15 protein-coding genes are annotated in these 16,722 nt (G+C 28.3%); 14 read left to right on the top strand and 1 reads right to left on the bottom strand.

Going from position 1 to position 16,722, the window contains the following annotated elements:
• Positions 1-85 precede the first annotated feature (85 nt).
• From HPRAE_RS08045 to HPRAE_RS08010, 8 genes are all read left to right on the top strand, one after another.
• A complete protein-coding gene (locus tag HPRAE_RS08045; protein WP_174254500.1) occupies positions 86-883 on the top strand; it encodes an amino acid ABC transporter substrate-binding protein in 798 nt (265 codons plus the stop codon).
• 14 nt (positions 884-897) lie between these two features.
• The gene (locus HPRAE_RS08040) at positions 898-1,536 is read left to right on the top strand and encodes an amino acid ABC transporter permease (protein WP_014553720.1); all 639 of its coding nucleotides are present in this window, start codon (positions 898-900) and stop codon (positions 1,534-1,536) included.
• A gap of 12 nt (positions 1,537-1,548) precedes the next feature.
• A complete protein-coding gene (locus HPRAE_RS08035; protein ID WP_014553719.1) occupies positions 1,549-2,289 on the top strand; it encodes an amino acid ABC transporter ATP-binding protein in 741 nt (246 codons plus the stop codon).
• A gap of 105 nt (positions 2,290-2,394) precedes the next feature.
• Positions 2,395-3,153, top strand: a complete 759-nt coding sequence (locus tag HPRAE_RS08030) for a phosphatase (protein WP_245528262.1) — start codon at positions 2,395-2,397, stop codon at positions 3,151-3,153.
• An 11-nt stretch (positions 3,154-3,164) separates the two neighbouring features.
• On the top strand, positions 3,165-4,121 hold the full coding sequence (gene mnmL / locus HPRAE_RS08025) for a tRNA modification radical SAM protein MnmL/YtqA (RefSeq protein ID WP_014553717.1): 957 nt from the start codon (positions 3,165-3,167) through the stop codon (positions 4,119-4,121).
• Positions 4,122-4,263: 142 nt separating this feature from the next.
• On the top strand, positions 4,264-4,899 hold the full coding sequence (locus tag HPRAE_RS08020; protein WP_014553716.1) for a metallophosphoesterase: 636 nt from the start codon (positions 4,264-4,266) through the stop codon (positions 4,897-4,899).
• A 94-nt stretch (positions 4,900-4,993) separates the two neighbouring features.
• On the top strand, positions 4,994-6,010 hold the full coding sequence (locus tag HPRAE_RS08015; RefSeq protein ID WP_014553715.1) for a hypothetical protein: 1,017 nt from the start codon (positions 4,994-4,996) through the stop codon (positions 6,008-6,010).
• A 71-nt stretch (positions 6,011-6,081) separates the two neighbouring features.
• Positions 6,082-6,642 (top strand): TIGR01440 family protein, encoded by a 561-nt coding sequence (locus tag HPRAE_RS08010; protein WP_014553714.1) that lies wholly within the window; start codon positions 6,082-6,084, stop codon positions 6,640-6,642.
• A gap of 421 nt (positions 6,643-7,063) precedes the next feature.
• Here HPRAE_RS08010 and HPRAE_RS08005 read toward each other — a convergent pair whose 3' ends face one another.
• Entirely contained in the window at positions 7,064-7,903 is an 840-nt protein-coding gene (locus HPRAE_RS08005) for a bifunctional 5,10-methylenetetrahydrofolate dehydrogenase/5,10-methenyltetrahydrofolate cyclohydrolase (protein WP_014553713.1), read from the bottom strand.
• Positions 7,904-8,148: 245 nt separating this feature from the next.
• Between HPRAE_RS08005 and HPRAE_RS08000 the strand changes: the two genes are divergently transcribed.
• The 6 genes from HPRAE_RS08000 to kamE all read left to right on the top strand — a co-directional run bounded on the left by HPRAE_RS08000 (position 8,149) and on the right by kamE (position 16,692).
• Positions 8,149-10,245, top strand: coding sequence for a sigma 54-interacting transcriptional regulator (locus tag HPRAE_RS08000; RefSeq protein WP_014553712.1), 2,097 nt, complete (start codon positions 8,149-8,151; stop codon positions 10,243-10,245).
• A 317-nt stretch (positions 10,246-10,562) separates the two neighbouring features.
• Positions 10,563-11,597, top strand: coding sequence for an L-erythro-3,5-diaminohexanoate dehydrogenase (gene kdd, locus HPRAE_RS07995; protein ID WP_014553711.1), 1,035 nt, complete (start codon positions 10,563-10,565; stop codon positions 11,595-11,597).
• A 51-nt stretch (positions 11,598-11,648) separates the two neighbouring features.
• Positions 11,649-12,725 (top strand): lysine 5,6-aminomutase reactivase subunit KamB, encoded by a 1,077-nt coding sequence (kamB, locus tag HPRAE_RS07990; RefSeq protein WP_014553710.1) that lies wholly within the window; start codon positions 11,649-11,651, stop codon positions 12,723-12,725.
• Entirely contained in the window at positions 12,709-14,331 is a 1,623-nt protein-coding gene (kamC, locus tag HPRAE_RS07985) for a lysine 5,6-aminomutase reactivase ATPase KamC (RefSeq protein WP_014553709.1), read from the top strand. Before kamB ends, kamC begins: the two co-directional genes overlap by 17 nt.
• A 25-nt stretch (positions 14,332-14,356) precedes the next feature.
• Positions 14,357-15,919 (top strand): lysine 5,6-aminomutase subunit alpha, encoded by a 1,563-nt coding sequence (gene kamD / locus HPRAE_RS07980; RefSeq protein ID WP_014553708.1) that lies wholly within the window; start codon positions 14,357-14,359, stop codon positions 15,917-15,919.
• Between the two features lie 44 nt (positions 15,920-15,963).
• Positions 15,964-16,692 carry a lysine 5,6-aminomutase subunit beta gene (gene kamE / locus HPRAE_RS07975; RefSeq protein WP_050756022.1) on the top strand — a complete coding sequence of 243 codons (729 nt, stop codon included), beginning with the start codon at positions 15,964-15,966 and terminating at the stop codon, positions 16,690-16,692.
• The last annotated feature ends 30 nt before the right edge of the window (positions 16,693-16,722 follow it).

Raw genomic sequence — 16,722 nt, 5'->3', positions numbered from 1 at the left:
AGCTCCCTTTAAATTTTTTTGATTTATTACTTTACAATGTTAAAGTAATAAAGTATAATAGTTTGAAATAGCTTAGGAGGGAAAAATAATGAAAAATAATTTATTTAAAAGTTTTTTAGTTTTGGTTTTAGTTTTATTTCTATGTAGTAGTACTGTGATGGCGGCAGATTCTTTAGTGGAAATTAAAGAAAAAGGTAAAATGGTAGTTGGACTTGATGATAGTTTTCCACCGATGGGATTTAGAAATGATGATGGTGAAATTGTTGGTTTTGATATAGACTTGGCAAAAGAAGCTGCTAAAAGATTAGGGGTTGAGGCTGAATTTAAGGCTGTTGACTGGGATGGAGTTATTCTAAGTTTAAAAAATGGGATGATTGATGTTATTTGGAATGGTTTAACAATTACTCCTGCAAGAGAAAAAAGTATTGATTTTAGTCAGCCTTATTTAGAGAATTCTCAGAGTATAGTTGTGCAAAAAAATAGTGAAATTAAAAATAAAAGTCATTTAGCAGCTAAAGTTATAGGAATTCAGCTTGGAAGTAGTGCTGTTAGCGCAGTTGAATCTGAGCCAGAAGTAATGGCTTCTTTTAAAGAACTACGTAAATTTTCTAATAATACAGAGGCTTTAATGGATTTAAGAACTGGTAGAGTAGAAGCAGTAGTCTTAGATAAAATTGTAGGTCGTTATTATATGAGCAAGCGTCCAGGACAATTTAGAGTTTTAAAAGATAATTTTGGGGCTGAAAAATATGGAGTTGGAGTTCGAGCTGGAGCAGATTCTTTTAGAAAAGCACTGAACAAAGTTTTAACTGAAATGATTGAAGATGGAACAGCAGCCCAAATTTCAGAAAAATGGTTTGGAGAAGATATACTGCTTAAATAGGAGGCATTTAGTTGTTGGATTATATAATTAATGTATCAGGTTATATACTAGAAGGTAGTTTAATTACTTTTCAGCTTTACTTAATTACAGCTTTATTTTCTGTTATTTTGGGTATTGCAGGAGCCCTAGGTAAACTTTCCAAAATTCCTTTTTTAGAATCAGTTTTATCTTTTTATACTTGGGTTTTTAGAGGTACTCCACTTTTGTTACAACTTTTCTTTGCTTATTATGGTTTACCAGTTTTAGGAATTACTTTAGATCCATTTCCAGCTGCAGCCTTAACTTTTATATTCAACTATGGAGCCTATTTTACAGAAATATTTAGAGGTGGTATAGAGTCTATTGGTCAAGGTCAATATGAAGCAGCAAAAGTTTTGGGAATGAATTATAGACAAACAATGAGTCGAATTATAATTCCTCAAACAATTAAAAGAGTACTTCCTGCAACTAGTAATGAAGCAATTAATTTGGTTAAAGATAGTGCTTTAGTAGCTGTAATCGGATTAGGAGATTTGTTAAGAGCAGCTAAGGTTTCTGTTACTAGAGATTTCTCAATAATTCCGTTTATAATAGCTGCTGTATTTTATTTATTAATTAGTTCAGTTATTGTAACTGTTTTTCGTAAATTAGAAGCAAAATATTCTGTTTATTAATAGGTGATATTTTTGGAAATGATTAAAACAAAAAATATTTGTAAAAAATTTGGTGATTTAAAAGTTTTAGCTGATGTTTCATTTACAGTAAAACAAGGTGAAGTGATTTCGATTATTGGTCCTTCTGGTTCTGGTAAAAGTACACTTTTACGTTCTTTAATTGGTTTAGAGGCGATTAATGCTGGTGAATTATATATAGAGGGAATATCTGTCAAAGAATCAAAAACAGAAGTTTATCAGAAAATGGGTATGGTTTTTCAAGGTTTTAACTTATTCCCTCATAAAACAGTAATTGATAATTTGATTGAAGCTCCAATTATAGTTAAAAGAGAGAAAAAAGAAATTGCAAAAATAAAAGCTAAAAAACTATTAAAAAAAGTAGGCCTTTATGATAAAAAAGATATTTATCCAGCATTTTTATCTGGAGGTCAAAAACAGAGAGTTGCAATTGCTAGAGCCTTAGCAATGGAGCCAGATATTATGTTATTTGATGAACCAACATCTTCTTTGGATCCAGAATTAGTTGGAGAAGTTTTAACAGTAATTAGAGACTTAGCTGCAGAAAATATTACAATGTTAATTGTAACTCACGAAATGGGATTTGCTAGAGATGTTTCAGATCGGGTATTTTTTATGGATCAAGGTGCAATTATAAGTAATAGTATTCCCGAAAAAATATTTGTTAAACCTGAATCAAAGCGAATTCGCAGTTTTTTAACAAAAATACTAAGTCAAAACAACAGCTCCTATTAAGGAGCTGTTGTTTTATTTGCTTTTATGCTTAAGGACTGTTAAAATGTTTACAGATAATTAGTTAGAATCAAAACTAACTTTTATAAGTTAATAAGAAATAGGAGTGTGTTTATTTTGAGAATAAATACTGATTTACATACACATACAGTTGCAAGTGGCCATGCTTATTCTACAGTAGATGAAATGGCAAAAGGTGCTTTTAGAAAAGGGATTAAATTAATAGCAATTACCGATCATGGACCCCAAATGCCAGGTGGTCCTCATCTTTATCACTTTGGTAATCTTGTAGTAGTTCCCGATAAATTATATGGAGTTAAGATTATTAAAGGTGTAGAGGCTAATATTTTAGATGCAGGCGATTTAGATTTAGACCAAGAAATTTTAGCACTTTTAGATTTTGTGGCTGCTGGAATTCATCGTTTAACTGGTCACAGTTTAAAAAATAAAAAAGAATATACTGAAGCCGTAATTCAAGCAATGGAAAATCCTTATCTTGATTTAATTACTCACCCTGTACAGCAAGAATATCCACTGTTTTTGGAAGAGGTAGTAAAAGCAGCAGCTCAAAATAATGTTATTTTAGAATTAAATGCTAGTTCTTATAGTCCCAAAAAGAATTATACGCGTGGAATTAAAAGTGAATCTTTAAAACTGCTTCAGTTAGCAAAAAAATATCGAGTAAATTTAGCAATTAATAGTGATGCTCATTTTCATAATGAAATTGGTGAATATTCTAGTCTTAATTTTATTTTTGAAAGCGAATTTTTTGAAAAAGAATTAATAATTAATCGAAGTCCTAGTCATGTTATAGATTATTTAGAAAAAAGAAATAAAAGAATCAATAAATTAAAAAAAAGTGTATAAGAGGTGGTTAAATGCAAGAACCTTATTATAAATATTCTCAGTTTTTAAAAGACAAATATGGAAAAAAGACATATAAGTTACCAGTTAATTTAAAAACAACTTGTCCCAATCGAGATGGTAATTTAGCACAATCTGGCTGTTTTTTCTGTGGAGAAGAAGGAGCAGATTTTGAAATGTTATCTGATAATATTTCGGTTGAAGAGCAGCTTTTAGAAAATAAAGAGTATATTGGAGAACGCTATGGGGTAGATCAATTTATTGCTTATTTTCAAAATTATACTAATACCTATCTTCCTTTAGCAGCTATAAAAGCTTATACTGCAAGTGCTGCTCAAATAGAAGGGGTTAAGGCTATCTATTTTTCGACCAGGCCTGATTCAATTAGTGAAAAATATATGGTTGAGTTACAAAATATGTTAAAAAATAATTATCAAGAGCTTCAGCTTGCTTTTGAATTTGGGCTTCAAACTGTAAATTATAAAACTTTAAAACAAGTTAATCGCCAACATGGATTAGCAGAATTTATTGATGCAGTTTTAACTGCTAAAAAATTAGAAATAGAAGTTGGAACTCATTTAATTTTAAACTTACCAAATGATACTAAAGAAGATGTTATTGAAGGAGCCAGGATTTTATCTGCTTTAAAAGTAGATCATGTCAAATTACATGCTCTTTATATTAGGGAAAATTCTGTTTTTGCTGAAAAATACAAAAAAGGTGAATTAAAGATTTGTTCTTTAGCAGAATATATTGAAAGAGTTATTTTGTTTTTAGAATACTTAGATCCTAAAATAGCTGTCCAACGTTTAATTGGTAGAGCCCCAGGTGAAGAAAGTATTTTTGAAAATTGGGATAAACCTTGGTGGGAAATACATGACAAAATTATTAAAGAGATGAATAAAAGAGAAACTTATCAAGGTAGACTATTTAATTATTTAGATGGTAAAGCTTTAAATAAATTTGATTAAGTTATTGAGGTTATAACTTAATTAGATTATTTATTTGTTAGTTACTTGAATTATAAATTTAAAAGTATTATAATTAATAATAATCAAATTTAGCAATTATGAAGTATGAAGTCAAAAAGAATTAGAGTAGAGGAGTGATTAAATGACTTCAGTTATTAAGAAAGTATTTAAAAATGTTAGTAATGGGATTATTGATTTTAAAAATAGATATAAACTACCTGAGAAATATCATAATTCAAAGCAATTAAAAATAATGCATATTAGTGATACTCCAGAAGTTATTTATTCTCATATTTATAAGATGATTAGCTATAGTCGACCTGATATCATTATTCATACTGGTGATGTAGTAGATAATTTGAAATTAGAGAATACTGGGACTGAATTTTTAGCTAATTATAGAAAAAAATCGGCTGAATTTATGGCTAATTTAGAGAAGTTGACAAATGCTAGAATAATTTATATTCCTGGTAATCATGATAATTTCAATATTTTGCAGGCTAATAAAAATAGAAGTGAGATATTAAATGAGGGTAGTATTATAGAACTGCAAGGTTCTAAAATAGGATTAGCTCATTATCCCAAAAATTTACCTGAAAATACTGATTTTAATTTTTATGGTCATAATAAATTAGAGAAATTTGAATCTAAAAATAAGAATTTTAATGGAATCTCAAATATTAATTATTTAGTTTTACCAGCTCAAATCAGTTATAAGGTTGAATATCCTTGGGTTGTTGATCAAGGCAGAAGGTATAAAAGGTTTAATATGATTTAAATTAGAAGTTTTGGTCAGATTTTAAAAATCTGGCTAATTTATTTTAGAGTAAATTTTTAGAAATTTTCAACAATTGACAATTAGGAGGGAGTAGATGAATTTTGTTCGTGGTGGTCCTCGCTATTTATTTTTGAAAACAGAAAATCCCCAATTTTTTTATCAAAAACTTAAACAAAAATTTAAAATAGAAAATTTAGATTTCCAAAGTGCTATTCAATTGGCCACTGAAGAATCAGTAATTGTTTTTTTAGGTGATTTTAAAAATAAAAAATTGAAAGTAGAGCATTCAAATTTTATTTTATATTTAAATTTATCTGCAACTGCTTTTATGGTTGAAATTTTAAATAATAAATATTTAACTAATGAGTTAATAAAAATCACAGCTGGCCCAGGTCAGCTAGTTGTCCGAGTCCCTAAAAATGGTGAAAAAATCATTGAAGAAATTAAAGCCAATTATCAAGCAGAAAAGCTTTCTATTTTAGCTGGAATAAATAAAGGTAATCCTGAGAGTACAATAATTTCTTTTAGTGAAGATCCAATAAAATCGAAATTGCAATCACTTAATAAGGTTGTAAATAATATTTTAGTAAATAAAAATACTACCTTGATTTTTGAAGAATTAAGAAGAGATGTGATTAGATATATAACTCATGGTCTACAAGCTCACCAATGGTCAGAATTAAAAATTAATATTTATGATTCAGATGAATTATATGAATTAGAATATAAAAGATTAATAACTATTTTATCAGATTTAGAAGCAGGAATTATTTTAGGTGAATCTTGGACTAAAGATCATGCCTTTGCTCTTTTTTCAATTACTGCTTATCAAATTCGAATTTTCACTTTTTTATCCGCACTAGAAATCAAAAAAATATTATTTGCTTTTGAATACAATAATGAAGGACAAAGACTTGTTGATTATGATCTTTTTCAACAAAACAATAAAATTAGTTGGTCTCAAATTTTAAATGATAATCAAAGATACAATAGAAAAGAACTTGCTTTTAAATTTAGAAAAGAAATATTAGAAAAATTATCCGAATCTGCAAAAGCAAAATATTTCGATTTAGAAGCAAAAATAAAAGAAAAATCGAAGTTAATTAATTAAAAAATAGAGATTTGCGATCTGCATAATTTTAAGTTAAAATAGAAATATATAGATTTAGAAAGGGGATTTTTATGCAGACTAAAAAAATATTATCTGATATTGAAAAAGCTATCAGAGAGCTAATAAAAATTGCTAAACCTGAAGAAAAATCAATTTTTATTTTAGGTGGAAGTACAAGTGAGATTCAAGGAGAAAAAATTGGTTCAGCTACAGATGTTGATTTAGGTGATCAAATTATTAAGAGAATAAAAATAATTTTAGCTGAATCTGATTTGTATCTTGCTGTTCAAGGTTGTGAACATATTAATCGCTCCTTGGTGATAGAAAAAGAATTACAAAAAGAATATAATTTTAAGCAGGTAAATGTAGTTCCACACCGAGCAGCTGGTGGGGCTTTTGCTACAGCTGCGTTTAAAGAATTTAAAGATCCTGTAACTGTGGAAAATATGGAAGCAGATTTGGGAATAGATATTGGTGATGCTTTAATTGGAATGCATCTTAAAAATATAGCTGTTCCTGTTCGATTATCAATAAAAGAAATTGGGGCGGCTCATTTAACTGCAGCTACTACAAGATTAAAATTAGTAGGTGGAGCAAGGGCTAAGTATTTAAAGTCAGAAAATAGCAAATAATAATTAAGCTTTAAATTATATTGACAAAATAATTTTTTTATTATATAATTCGACTATGAGTCATATGACTTAAGGTCGAATTATTTTTATTATGTATAATTTATAAATGAAATCAAATTTACTCCCCTCCCCCGGGGAGTTTTTTAATCTCTAGGAAATTATACCTAATGGTTTGTTATGAATAATATTTATAGATCCATAATTTCCGACATCAACAAAATTTAACCTTACTATATTACAGATTGTTCGAAGGCAATTTTTTTATTATTAGAAAGAAATAAATTAGGTTGCTGATTAAGCCATTTTAGTTTTTTACTTGAAAAAAATTTATAAAAAGATTATAATTAACTTTGGAATTTGTAATTTTTAATTAAATTATAGACTTTAAAATCCTCCCTAATTAAAAGAGAGGATTAAAATTTTATTTAATATTATTTAATTTTTTAAATGATTTTACTATATTCCGCATTAAAACTTGATTAGTAACAGTTCCTACCCCGCCTGGAACAGGAGTAATCATTTTAACTTTATTTGCTGCAGACTTGAAATCAACATCTCCTAATAATTTTCCGTTAATAAAATTTGTTCCGACATCTATAATTATTGAATTTTCACTTAACATTTCAGCTTTAATTATTTCAGCTTGACCTATAGCTACTATAACAATATCTGCATTTTTTAATTCCCACTCTAAATTATTAGTTTTAGAATGACACATAGTTACAGTAGCATTTTCCTGTTGTAATAGAATAGATACAGGTTTACCTACAATATTACTTCTACCAAGAACAACTGCCCTTTTTCCACTAAGTTTTATTTGATAATAATTAAGAATTTCTAGACATGCTTCTGCTGTAGCTGGAATTAAAGTATCTAAACCTAAAAGTAGTTTACCTAAAGAATTAGAAGTTATGCCTTCAATATCTTTTTGAGGATTAATTAATTCTAGATAATGTTCTAAATTTTTAGGGAGAGGCTGCTGGACCATAATTGAAGAAATATTATCATTTTCATTTGCCTTTTCTAGACTTAATTTAAACTTATTTGGTTCAGCTATAATTTGTTTATAATCAAAACCTATTCCAAATTCTTTACAATTTTTTTTAATCCTTTGAGCATACTTTTTACTTGCTTTATCTTTTCCATATTGAAAAACAATTAAATGAGGAGTTTTATTAGTTTGATTTTTTATTTCATTTAATTCTAACTTCAAATTATTTTTTATTTTTTGTGCTACTTTTTTACCATCAAGTTTTTTCATTTTGTTTACTCCTTTTTAGTTCTTTTTTCTCAATTTTTATTATAATTAATTATCAGCATTTTAATTATTTTATTTTAATATTCATTTACAATGATTATTAAAACTTTTATACATTTTATTATATTATAGATTAGTAGTTGATACAAATGATCAAATATATTTTGCAGTCAAACTTTGTTTATAATATAATTATGAACGGTGGTTTTAAAATTAAAAAAGAAAATGAGTTTATAGGAGGTTAAATTTTGAAAGTAAAACAAGCAATGACTAAAGATCCTATAACCCTTGGCCAGAAAACAAGCATAAAAAAAGCGGCAGAAATTTTTTATAATAATAAAATAGATGGTGCACCAGTAATTTCTGCAGCAGGAGAAGTAATTGGAATTTTCACTAAAAGTCATATTATGAAAGCCACAATTGAAGGTTTAAAAAATACTGAAAAAGTTAGTAGTATAATGACTAAAGATATTATAACAATTAGACCTCAGCAAAAATTGGAAGAGGTTTGGCAAATTCCAGTTGGTAGGCTTCCAGTTGTAAATCAAAAAAATAAATTAATTGGAATTTTAACCAGAACTGATCTTTTAACTAATTTTTTTCAAAAATATAAAAAAGTAGCTGAACAGTATAATACAATTTTAAATTTTACACATAATGGAATTATAAGTGTTGATTTAGATGCTAAAGTAGTAAGCTGTAATCAAGCAGCAGAAGAAATGTTAGGAGAAAAATCAGAAGATATAGTTGGTAAAAAATTAAAAAAAGTAATTCCAAATAATGATATTCAGAAAGTTTTAGATTCAGAAACTAAAAGTTTAAGTCAAAAAGTAAGATATAAAGATAAGACATTTTTAGCTAACCGTAGTCCTTTATATAAAGAAGGAGAATTAGATGGAGCAATTTCTGTTTTTCAAGATATTTCTGAATTAGAAGAAGTTTCAAAAGAACTAACTTATGTTAAAAATTTAAATAAAGAATTAGATGCAATTATTGAATCTGTTTCTGATGGAATTTATATTACAGATGGAAATGCTGATACAATTAGAATTAATAGTAGTTATGAAAAAATAACTGGTATTAAAAGTGAAGAAGTACTTGGTAAAAATATGGAAGAACTTGTTGAAAAAGGTGTTTTTTCTGAGTCTGTAACTTTTAAAGTTTTTGAAGAAAGAGCTCCAGTGAGTGTTATGCATGAAATCAAAACTGGTCAAACAGTTTTAAGTACAGGCCATCCTGTTTTTAATGAAGAAGGAGAAATTGTAAGAGTAGTAACTACTGCTCGTGATGTAAAAGAATTAAATCATGTAAAAGAAGAATTAAATAAAGCCAAAAAGTTAAGTGAAAAGTATTATTCAGAATTAGAAAAATTAAGAAAACAACAGGCTAAAATGGAAGATATTGTAGTAAAAAGTGGTGAAATGAAAAATGTAATGGATCTTGCTATTCAGATGGGCAGAGTTGATTCTACAGTACTTATAACTGGTGAATCTGGAGTTGGAAAAGAAGTAGTAGCTAAAGCTATCCATCAGTCAAGTGAAAGAACTTCTGGTTCTTTAATTAAAGTTAATTGTGGAGCTATTCCTGATAACTTGTTAGAAGCAGAATTATTTGGTTATGCTGAAGGATCTTTTACTGGGGCTAAAAAAGGTGGTAAGCCCGGCATGTTTGAATTGGCAGATGGAGGTAGTTTATTTTTAGATGAAATTGCTGAATTACCATTAAACCTGCAGGTTAAATTATTGCGTGTTTTACAAGAAGAAGAAATAATAAGAGTTGGAGGCACAAAGCCAATTAAAATTGATGTTAGAATAATAGCAGCTACTAATAGAGACTTAGCTAAAATGTTAAAAGAAGGTGAATTTAGAGAAGATTTATTTTATCGATTAAATGTAGTTCCAATTGAGATTCCACCATTAAGAGAAAGAAAAGAAGATATTAGCCAATTAATTTTTAAATTTCTAGATGATTTTAATAAAAAATATAATAAAAACAAAAAAATAGATTTAGATACTATTAACTTTTTAGAAAGTTATGATTGGCCAGGTAATGTTAGAGAATTAAAAAATCTAATTGAAAGATTTGTAGTTATTTCAGAAAAAGATATTATTGATTTAAATTTTTTACCTAAAAGTTTATATAATAGAAGAGGAAATAAAAATAACTACTTTACAAATGAATTAATGCCTTTAAAAAAAGCTGTATCTCTAGTTGAAAAATCAATGTTAGAAAAAGCTTTTAAAGAATTAAAAACTACTTATCAAGTAGCAGAAGTTTTAGATATTAGTCAGCCTACAGTTGTTAGAAAGAAGAAAAAATATGATATTCAAGTTAGCGATTCATAAATGAATCGATTGATTTAAAAATGAATCAAGAGTTAAAGCTTGTTTTGACAGGCTTTAACTCTAAAATGATAAGATGATTAAAAAATAATTCATTAATGAATCAAAATTAAGCTAATTTTAGCATCTTAAAAATAGAAATGGGAAAAAGTGGAATGATAATTTCAAAAAAATATATATAAATGTTATTTTTTTCTTTAATTATGTAAATCTATTCACAAATATGAGAAAAAATTAACTATTTTAGAGTTTTGGCACGCAATATGCATTATAATAAGAGTGAGACAAAAAACAAATTTAAAATAGGGAAGGTGTAAAATATGAAAGGCAATAAATATGGAACTCACAGAGTAATTAAAAATGAAGGAGATTTACCACAACCAGCAGAAAAAATTGATAATAGCATGGAAATCTATGATAATGAAATCTTAATAGATGTTAAAACTCTTAATATTGACTCAGCTAGCTTTACTCAGATCAAAAAAGAAGCTGAAGGAGATAAAGAAAAAATTGCAGAAATAATGCAAAGAATAGTAAAAAATAGAGGTAAACATCATAATCCAGTAACTGGTTCTGGTGGAATGCTCGTTGGTGTAGTTGAAGAAATTGGTGAAGATATTGCTGATGATATTGATTTAGAAGTTGGAGATGAGATTGCAACTTTAGTTTCTCTATCATTAACTCCTCTAGTAATTGATGAGATTTTAGAAATTAGAGAAGATACTGATCAAGTTGATATTAAAGGTAAAGCAATTTTATTTGAAAGTGGAATTTACGCTAAGCTTCCAGATGATATGTCAAGAAACTTAGCTTTAGCTATTCTTGATGTTGCAGGTGCTCCTGCCCAAACTGCTAAGCTAGTTAATCCTGGTGACAGTGTACTAATTATTGGTGCTGGTGGAAAATCAGGAACATTATGTTTACATGAGGCTCAAAAAAGAGCAGGTATTTCTGGAGAAGTTATTGCCTTAGAATATAGTGAAGAAGGCTGTGAAAGAGTAAGAAAATTAGGTTTAGCTGATAAAATAATTCAGGGTGATGCAACTAAGCCAACTGAAGTTTTAACTAAAATTGAAGAAGCTACAGATGGTGAGTTAGTAGATCTTACTATTAACTGTGTTAACATTCCTAATACCGAATTATCATGTGTATTAGCTACAAAAGATAGTGGAAAAGTTTATTTCTTTAGTATGGCTACTAGCTTTACAGCAGCTGCTTTAGGAGCTGAGGGTGTTGGTAAAGATACAGAAATGGTAATTGGTAATGGTTATACTAAAAACCATGCTGAAATTGCATTACAGGTAGTTAGAGAAAATAAAGATATCAAAGAACTTTTTGAAAAGATTTATCTCTAAAATATAGAATCAAAAATTGATTAAGTGCTGATAAGTTTGAGAGGATAAAATATGAATTTATTAGAGCGTATAAAAAATAAAAAAGCTAAATCAGTTTCAATAATTGGGATGGCTAAAAACACTGGTAAAACTGTTACTCTTAATCATATTTTGAAATTGGCTGAGTTGTCAAAGCAAAAAATAGCTTTGACAACTATTGGCCTTGATGGAGAAGATAAAGATAAAGTTTTGGATAATCCAAAACCAAATATACTTCTTTTAGAAAATATGATAATTGCTAATGCTAAGCAATTATTAATTGAAAGTAAACTTGACTTTAAAATACTTGCTGCAACTGGTATTGATTCTCCTTTAGGAGAGATTGTGATTGCTGAAAGTAAAGAAAGTGGTTTTATTAAATTAAGTGGTCCTAGTTCTAAATATGAAATGCAAATTATTAAGAATAAGTTAGCTCAATACAAACCTGATTTAATTTTAATAGACGGTGCCTTAGACAGGAGATCTTTTTCTTCGCCTGCTTTAACTGATGCTACTATTTTAGCTACAGGTGCTGTTACTGCTGAAAGTGTAAATTCAATTGTTAATAAAGTGAATTACCAATCAGAATTATTTAAATTAAAGCAAAGTCAAGATCAAAGAATTAATCAAATAATTTCCAATCTTAGTTTAGAAACTAAAGTTTTAATAATAAGTAATGATTATCAGACTAAAAGTTTAAAACTAAAAACTGCTTTAAGTAATATGGAAGAAGTTATTAATTCTATTGATTCTGAAACAAAGGCTATTTATTTCAATGGAGCTTTAGTTAATAAAACAATAAGTACTTTTATAGAAAAATGTGCTTTTGTTAATCAAATAGAGATTATTGTTAACGATGCTACCCATATATTTATTAGTCCGATGCTTTTTAATAGGTTAAATGCAAAAAATGGGAAAATTAAAGTAAAAGATGAAATCAATCTTTTAGGTATAACAATTAATCCCTTTTCACCAAATGGAACTTATTTAGATCCTTTAGAATTGTTAGAAAAAACTTCTAAAGCTGTAGCTCCTATACCTTGTTATGAGGTAGTTTTAAATAAAATGAGTTCTGGTAAAGGAGTTGAAAATATTGGATTTTTTGAATGAAGAAATTAGCAAAAATATTGGATTCAAACAGCTTTGGCAAGAAATAGAGCCTGTTTCAGAGTTAGGAATGAGAGCTAAAAAAAAGTTTAAACCTTATTTAGTTAAAGAAAAAACAGAATTGAAATTAGAATTAGATAAGCTTGAATTTTTAATTAATATAATGAAGCAAGAAGAATCTGAGTTTTTTAAATTAAAGAGTTTACTAAAAGGTGTAAAAAATATTTATGGTATTGTTAATCAAAGCCGAAGTAAAAAAACAGTGCTTGATGATATAGATATTTTTGAAATCAAAAAAAGTATAATTCAAAGCCGAAAAATCAAGTCTATTATAAAGGCATTAAAATTAAATGACTTATTTGAAGAGCAATTAAAATATTTTCCGGAATTGCTTAAATATCTAAGTTTAGGCCAAAGTAATAGTGAAAGTTTTTATCTAGCAGATGATTATGATGATAAATTAGAATTGATTAGAGGAAAAAGAAAAGAATTAGAAAAAAAACTTTTACAAGAAAAAAATGATTTAGCAGCTGAAATAGAAAAAAAAGCTAAAAGACCATTTTCTACTGACAACGAAATAAGTGTTAGTAAAAATGATACAGAAATAATAAAGTATTTAAAAGAAACTGAAGAAGTTTCTTTGGTAAGTGAAAATTTTGCTGCTCTAACTTTTAAATTAATAGAAAATGAAAAAATTTCTCAACTTAAAAGTGAAATTAGTGAAATAAAAAGAAAAGAAGAAATCCAAAAAAATATTATAAGAAAAAAAATAACTAATAAAATAAGCAAAAAATCTTTAGGAATAATGGCAAATTTAGATAAAATTGCTTATTTAGATTTTATGCTTGCTAAAGCTGAATTTGCTTTAAAAATTTCAGCTTCTAAACCAGAAATTAATTCTGATAAGTCAATTTCTATTAAAGATGGAAGACATATTTTGATGGAAAAAGAGCTAGCAAAAAAAGGAATGGATTTTACTCCGATTGATTTAGAAATTAAGGAAGGGGCAACTCTGATAACTGGTCCTAATATGGGTGGTAAAACAGTTAGTCTAAAATTAATTGCTTTGCTTACAGCAATGGCCCAACATGCTTTGTTTGTTCCAGCAACTAGTTTTAAATTTGATCTTCGCAATTATATATACTTTAGTCTGACTTCAGATAATATAAAGACTGGTTTAAGTAAATTTGGAACTGAAATTAGCAATTTGAAAACTGTAATTGAATCTGCTGATAATAATGGTTTGATTTTAATTGATGAAATTGCACATGGAACTAACCCAGCTGAGGGTTATGCAATTGCTTATGGAATTATTAATAAATTAGATAAAATGAAATCAATTTCTGTAATAACTACTCACTATCAGAGGTTAGCAGACCAACTTGAAATAACTCATTTTCAGGTTAAAGGTCTTGATAAAGATTTATTGTCCCATTATCACAACTATATTAAAGAAAATGGTATAGATGTTTTGAATAAATGTATGGACTATCATTTGGAAAAGGTTGAGACAGGGAGTGACTTTCCCCAAGATGCAATTCAAATTGCAGATATATTGGGCTTTGATGCTGAAATTTTAAAAACAGCAAAAGAAATTATGAAGAAATAAAGATTCATTGGAGGGATTAAAAATAATGGCTAAAGAAATGTTAAATCTTGATAAAAATAAGATAAAAAAAGCAAGAGATGCAGCTCACGAAATTACTATGAATATTCAGAAAGAAATTGATTTAAATACTACTACTAGTGTTGAAAGAACTGTGGCCAGACTTTTTGGTATCGATGGGGTGAATTCTGAAGATATTCCATTAGCTAATGTTTTAGTTGATCAATTAAATGAAGCAGATGAACTTAATCGAGGTCTAGCTTTTTGGCTAGGTAATGCAATGGCTTATCATGAATTAAGTGCTCAAGAAGTAGCGGAAGAAGTTGCTAAAGGAAGCTTTAAATTAACAGAAATTCCACTTCAAGCTGAAGCAGAAGTTAAAGAGTTAATTGATGAGAAAGCTCAAGAAATGATTGATTTAATCAAAAAGAATCGTCAAGATAGAGATGATTATCTTGAAAGATTAGGAGAAGGTTCTACTCCTCAAAAATATGTAATTGTAGCAACTGGTAATATTTATGAAGATATTGAACAAGCTAAATCAGCTGCTAGACAGGGTGCTGATATTGTAGCAGTTATAAGAACAACAGGACAGAGTCTATTAGATTATGTTCCTTATGGTCCTACTACTGAAGGTTTTGGTGGTACATATGCTACTCAAGAAAACTTCAAAATCATGAGAAAAGCTTTAGATGAAGTTGGAGAAGAAGTAGGAAGATATATTAAGTTAGTTAACTATTGTTCTGGGCTATGTATGCCAGAAATAGCAGCTATGGGAGCAATTGAACGCCTAGATATGATGTTAAATGATGCTATGTATGGAATTTTATTTAGGGATATTAATATGAATCGTACTTTTGTTGATCAATATTTCTCTAGAATGATTAATGCTTTTGCTGGAGTAATTATTAATACAGGAGAAGATAATTATTTAACAACAGCTGATGCATTTGAACAGGGTCATACAGTATTAGCTTCTGACTTTATTAATGAGCAGATGGGCTTACAGGCTGGTTTAACAGAAGAACAATTAGGTTTAGGTCATGCTTTTGAGATGAATCCTGATATAACAAATGGATTTTTATATGAGTTAGCTCAAGCACAAATGATTAGACAGATTTTCCCTAACTCTCCTTTAAAGTACATGCCACCAACTAAGTATATGACTGGAGATATTTTTAAAGGTCACTTACAAGATGGCTTATTTAACTTAGCTTCTGTGATGACTGATCAAGGTATTCAACTTTTAGGAATGTTAACTGAAGCAATTCATACTCCATTTTTAAGTGAAAGAGCTTTAGCACTTGAAAATGCGGAATATGTAATGAATAATGCCCGTGATTTGGGAGACGAAATAGAATTTAAAGAAGATGGAATTATTCAAACAAGAGCTAAAAATGTTTTAGATGAAGTTGTAGAAATGCTTGAAGATGTAAATAATAAAGGCTTAAAAACAGCTATTGAAGAAGGCGATTTTGCTGATGTTAAGAGACCTATTGATGGTGGTAAAGGAGCAGATGGAGTAATTAAGAAAAGCAATGATTATTACAACCCTTTCCTTGAAATGATGAAAGCTGAACTAAGTAAATAAAATAAATTATTAGATTAAAAGAGGTGTTATAAGTGGAACTGGATATGAAAAAGATTAAACCTTATGGTGATACGCTAAATGATGGGAAAATTCAAATGAGTTTTACTCTGCCACTTCCTGCAAGTGCTGAGGCAAAAGAGGCAGCTAAGAGATTAGGAGAAAAAATGGGGTTAACTGATATAGAGGTCCCTCATATGAAAGATCTTCATGATTTTTCTTTCTTTGTAATTTATGGTAGTTTAGAACATACTGTAAATTTTGAAGAAATTGATATTCCAAAAGTTAATGAAGAAGTGATGACTTATTATGAAATTAATGACTATATTGAAGAAAATATAGGTAGAAATATTGTAGTTGTTGGTGCTTGTACAGGTACTGATGCTCATACTGTTGGCCTTGATGCTATAATGAATATGAAAGGTTATGCAGGAGAATATGGTTTAGAAAGATATCCTAAAATTGATGCTTATAATTTAGGAAGTCAAGTTCCAAATGAAGAGTTAATTGCTAAAGCTATAGAATTAAATGCTGATGCGATTTTAGTTTCTCAAGTTGTAACCCAAAAGAATATTCATATTAAAAATATGACTGAATTAATTGAATTAGCTGAAGCTGAAAATATTAGAGAAAAAATGTTAATTGCAGCTGGAGGACCAAGAATTGATCATGAACTTGCAACTGAGTTAGGATTTGATGCTGGATTTGGTCAAGGATCTTTACCACCAGATGTAGCAACATTTTTAGCTAAAAGAATAGCCAAAAGAAATAAATAAGAAAGGGGGCGAAATAGTAGAAAGTAAAAG

It is taken from the genome of Halanaerobium praevalens DSM 2228 (assembly GCF_000165465.1).
Lineage (GTDB): Bacteria > Bacillota > Halanaerobiia > Halanaerobiales > Halanaerobiaceae > Halanaerobium > Halanaerobium praevalens.
The sequence above is the reverse complement of the archived record's forward strand: the minus strand, read 5'-3'. Positions and strand labels throughout refer to the sequence as shown.

What these genes read in the sequence shown, in the direction of transcription:
- HPRAE_RS08010 (WP_014553714.1), top strand. Translation starts at nt 6,082, where the DNA reads ATGCAGACTAAAAAAATATTATCTGATATTGAAAAAGCTATCAGAGAG.
- HPRAE_RS08015 (WP_014553715.1), top strand. Translation starts at nt 4,994, where the DNA reads ATGAATTTTGTTCGTGGTGGTCCTCGCTATTTATTTTTGAAAACAGAA.
- kamD (WP_014553708.1), top strand. Translation starts at nt 14,357, where the DNA reads ATGGCTAAAGAAATGTTAAATCTTGATAAAAATAAGATAAAAAAAGCA.
- HPRAE_RS08020 (WP_014553716.1), top strand. Translation starts at nt 4,264, where the DNA reads ATGACTTCAGTTATTAAGAAAGTATTTAAAAATGTTAGTAATGGGATT.
- HPRAE_RS08005 (WP_014553713.1), bottom strand. Translation starts at nt 7,903, where the DNA reads ATGAAAAAACTTGATGGTAAAAAAGTAGCACAAAAAATAAAAAATAAT.
- kamB (WP_014553710.1), top strand. Translation starts at nt 11,649, where the DNA reads ATGAATTTATTAGAGCGTATAAAAAATAAAAAAGCTAAATCAGTTTCA.
- kdd (WP_014553711.1), top strand. Translation starts at nt 10,563, where the DNA reads ATGAAAGGCAATAAATATGGAACTCACAGAGTAATTAAAAATGAAGGA.
- kamE (WP_050756022.1), top strand. Translation starts at nt 15,964, where the DNA reads ATGAAAAAGATTAAACCTTATGGTGATACGCTAAATGATGGGAAAATT.
- mnmL (WP_014553717.1), top strand. Translation starts at nt 3,165, where the DNA reads ATGCAAGAACCTTATTATAAATATTCTCAGTTTTTAAAAGACAAATAT.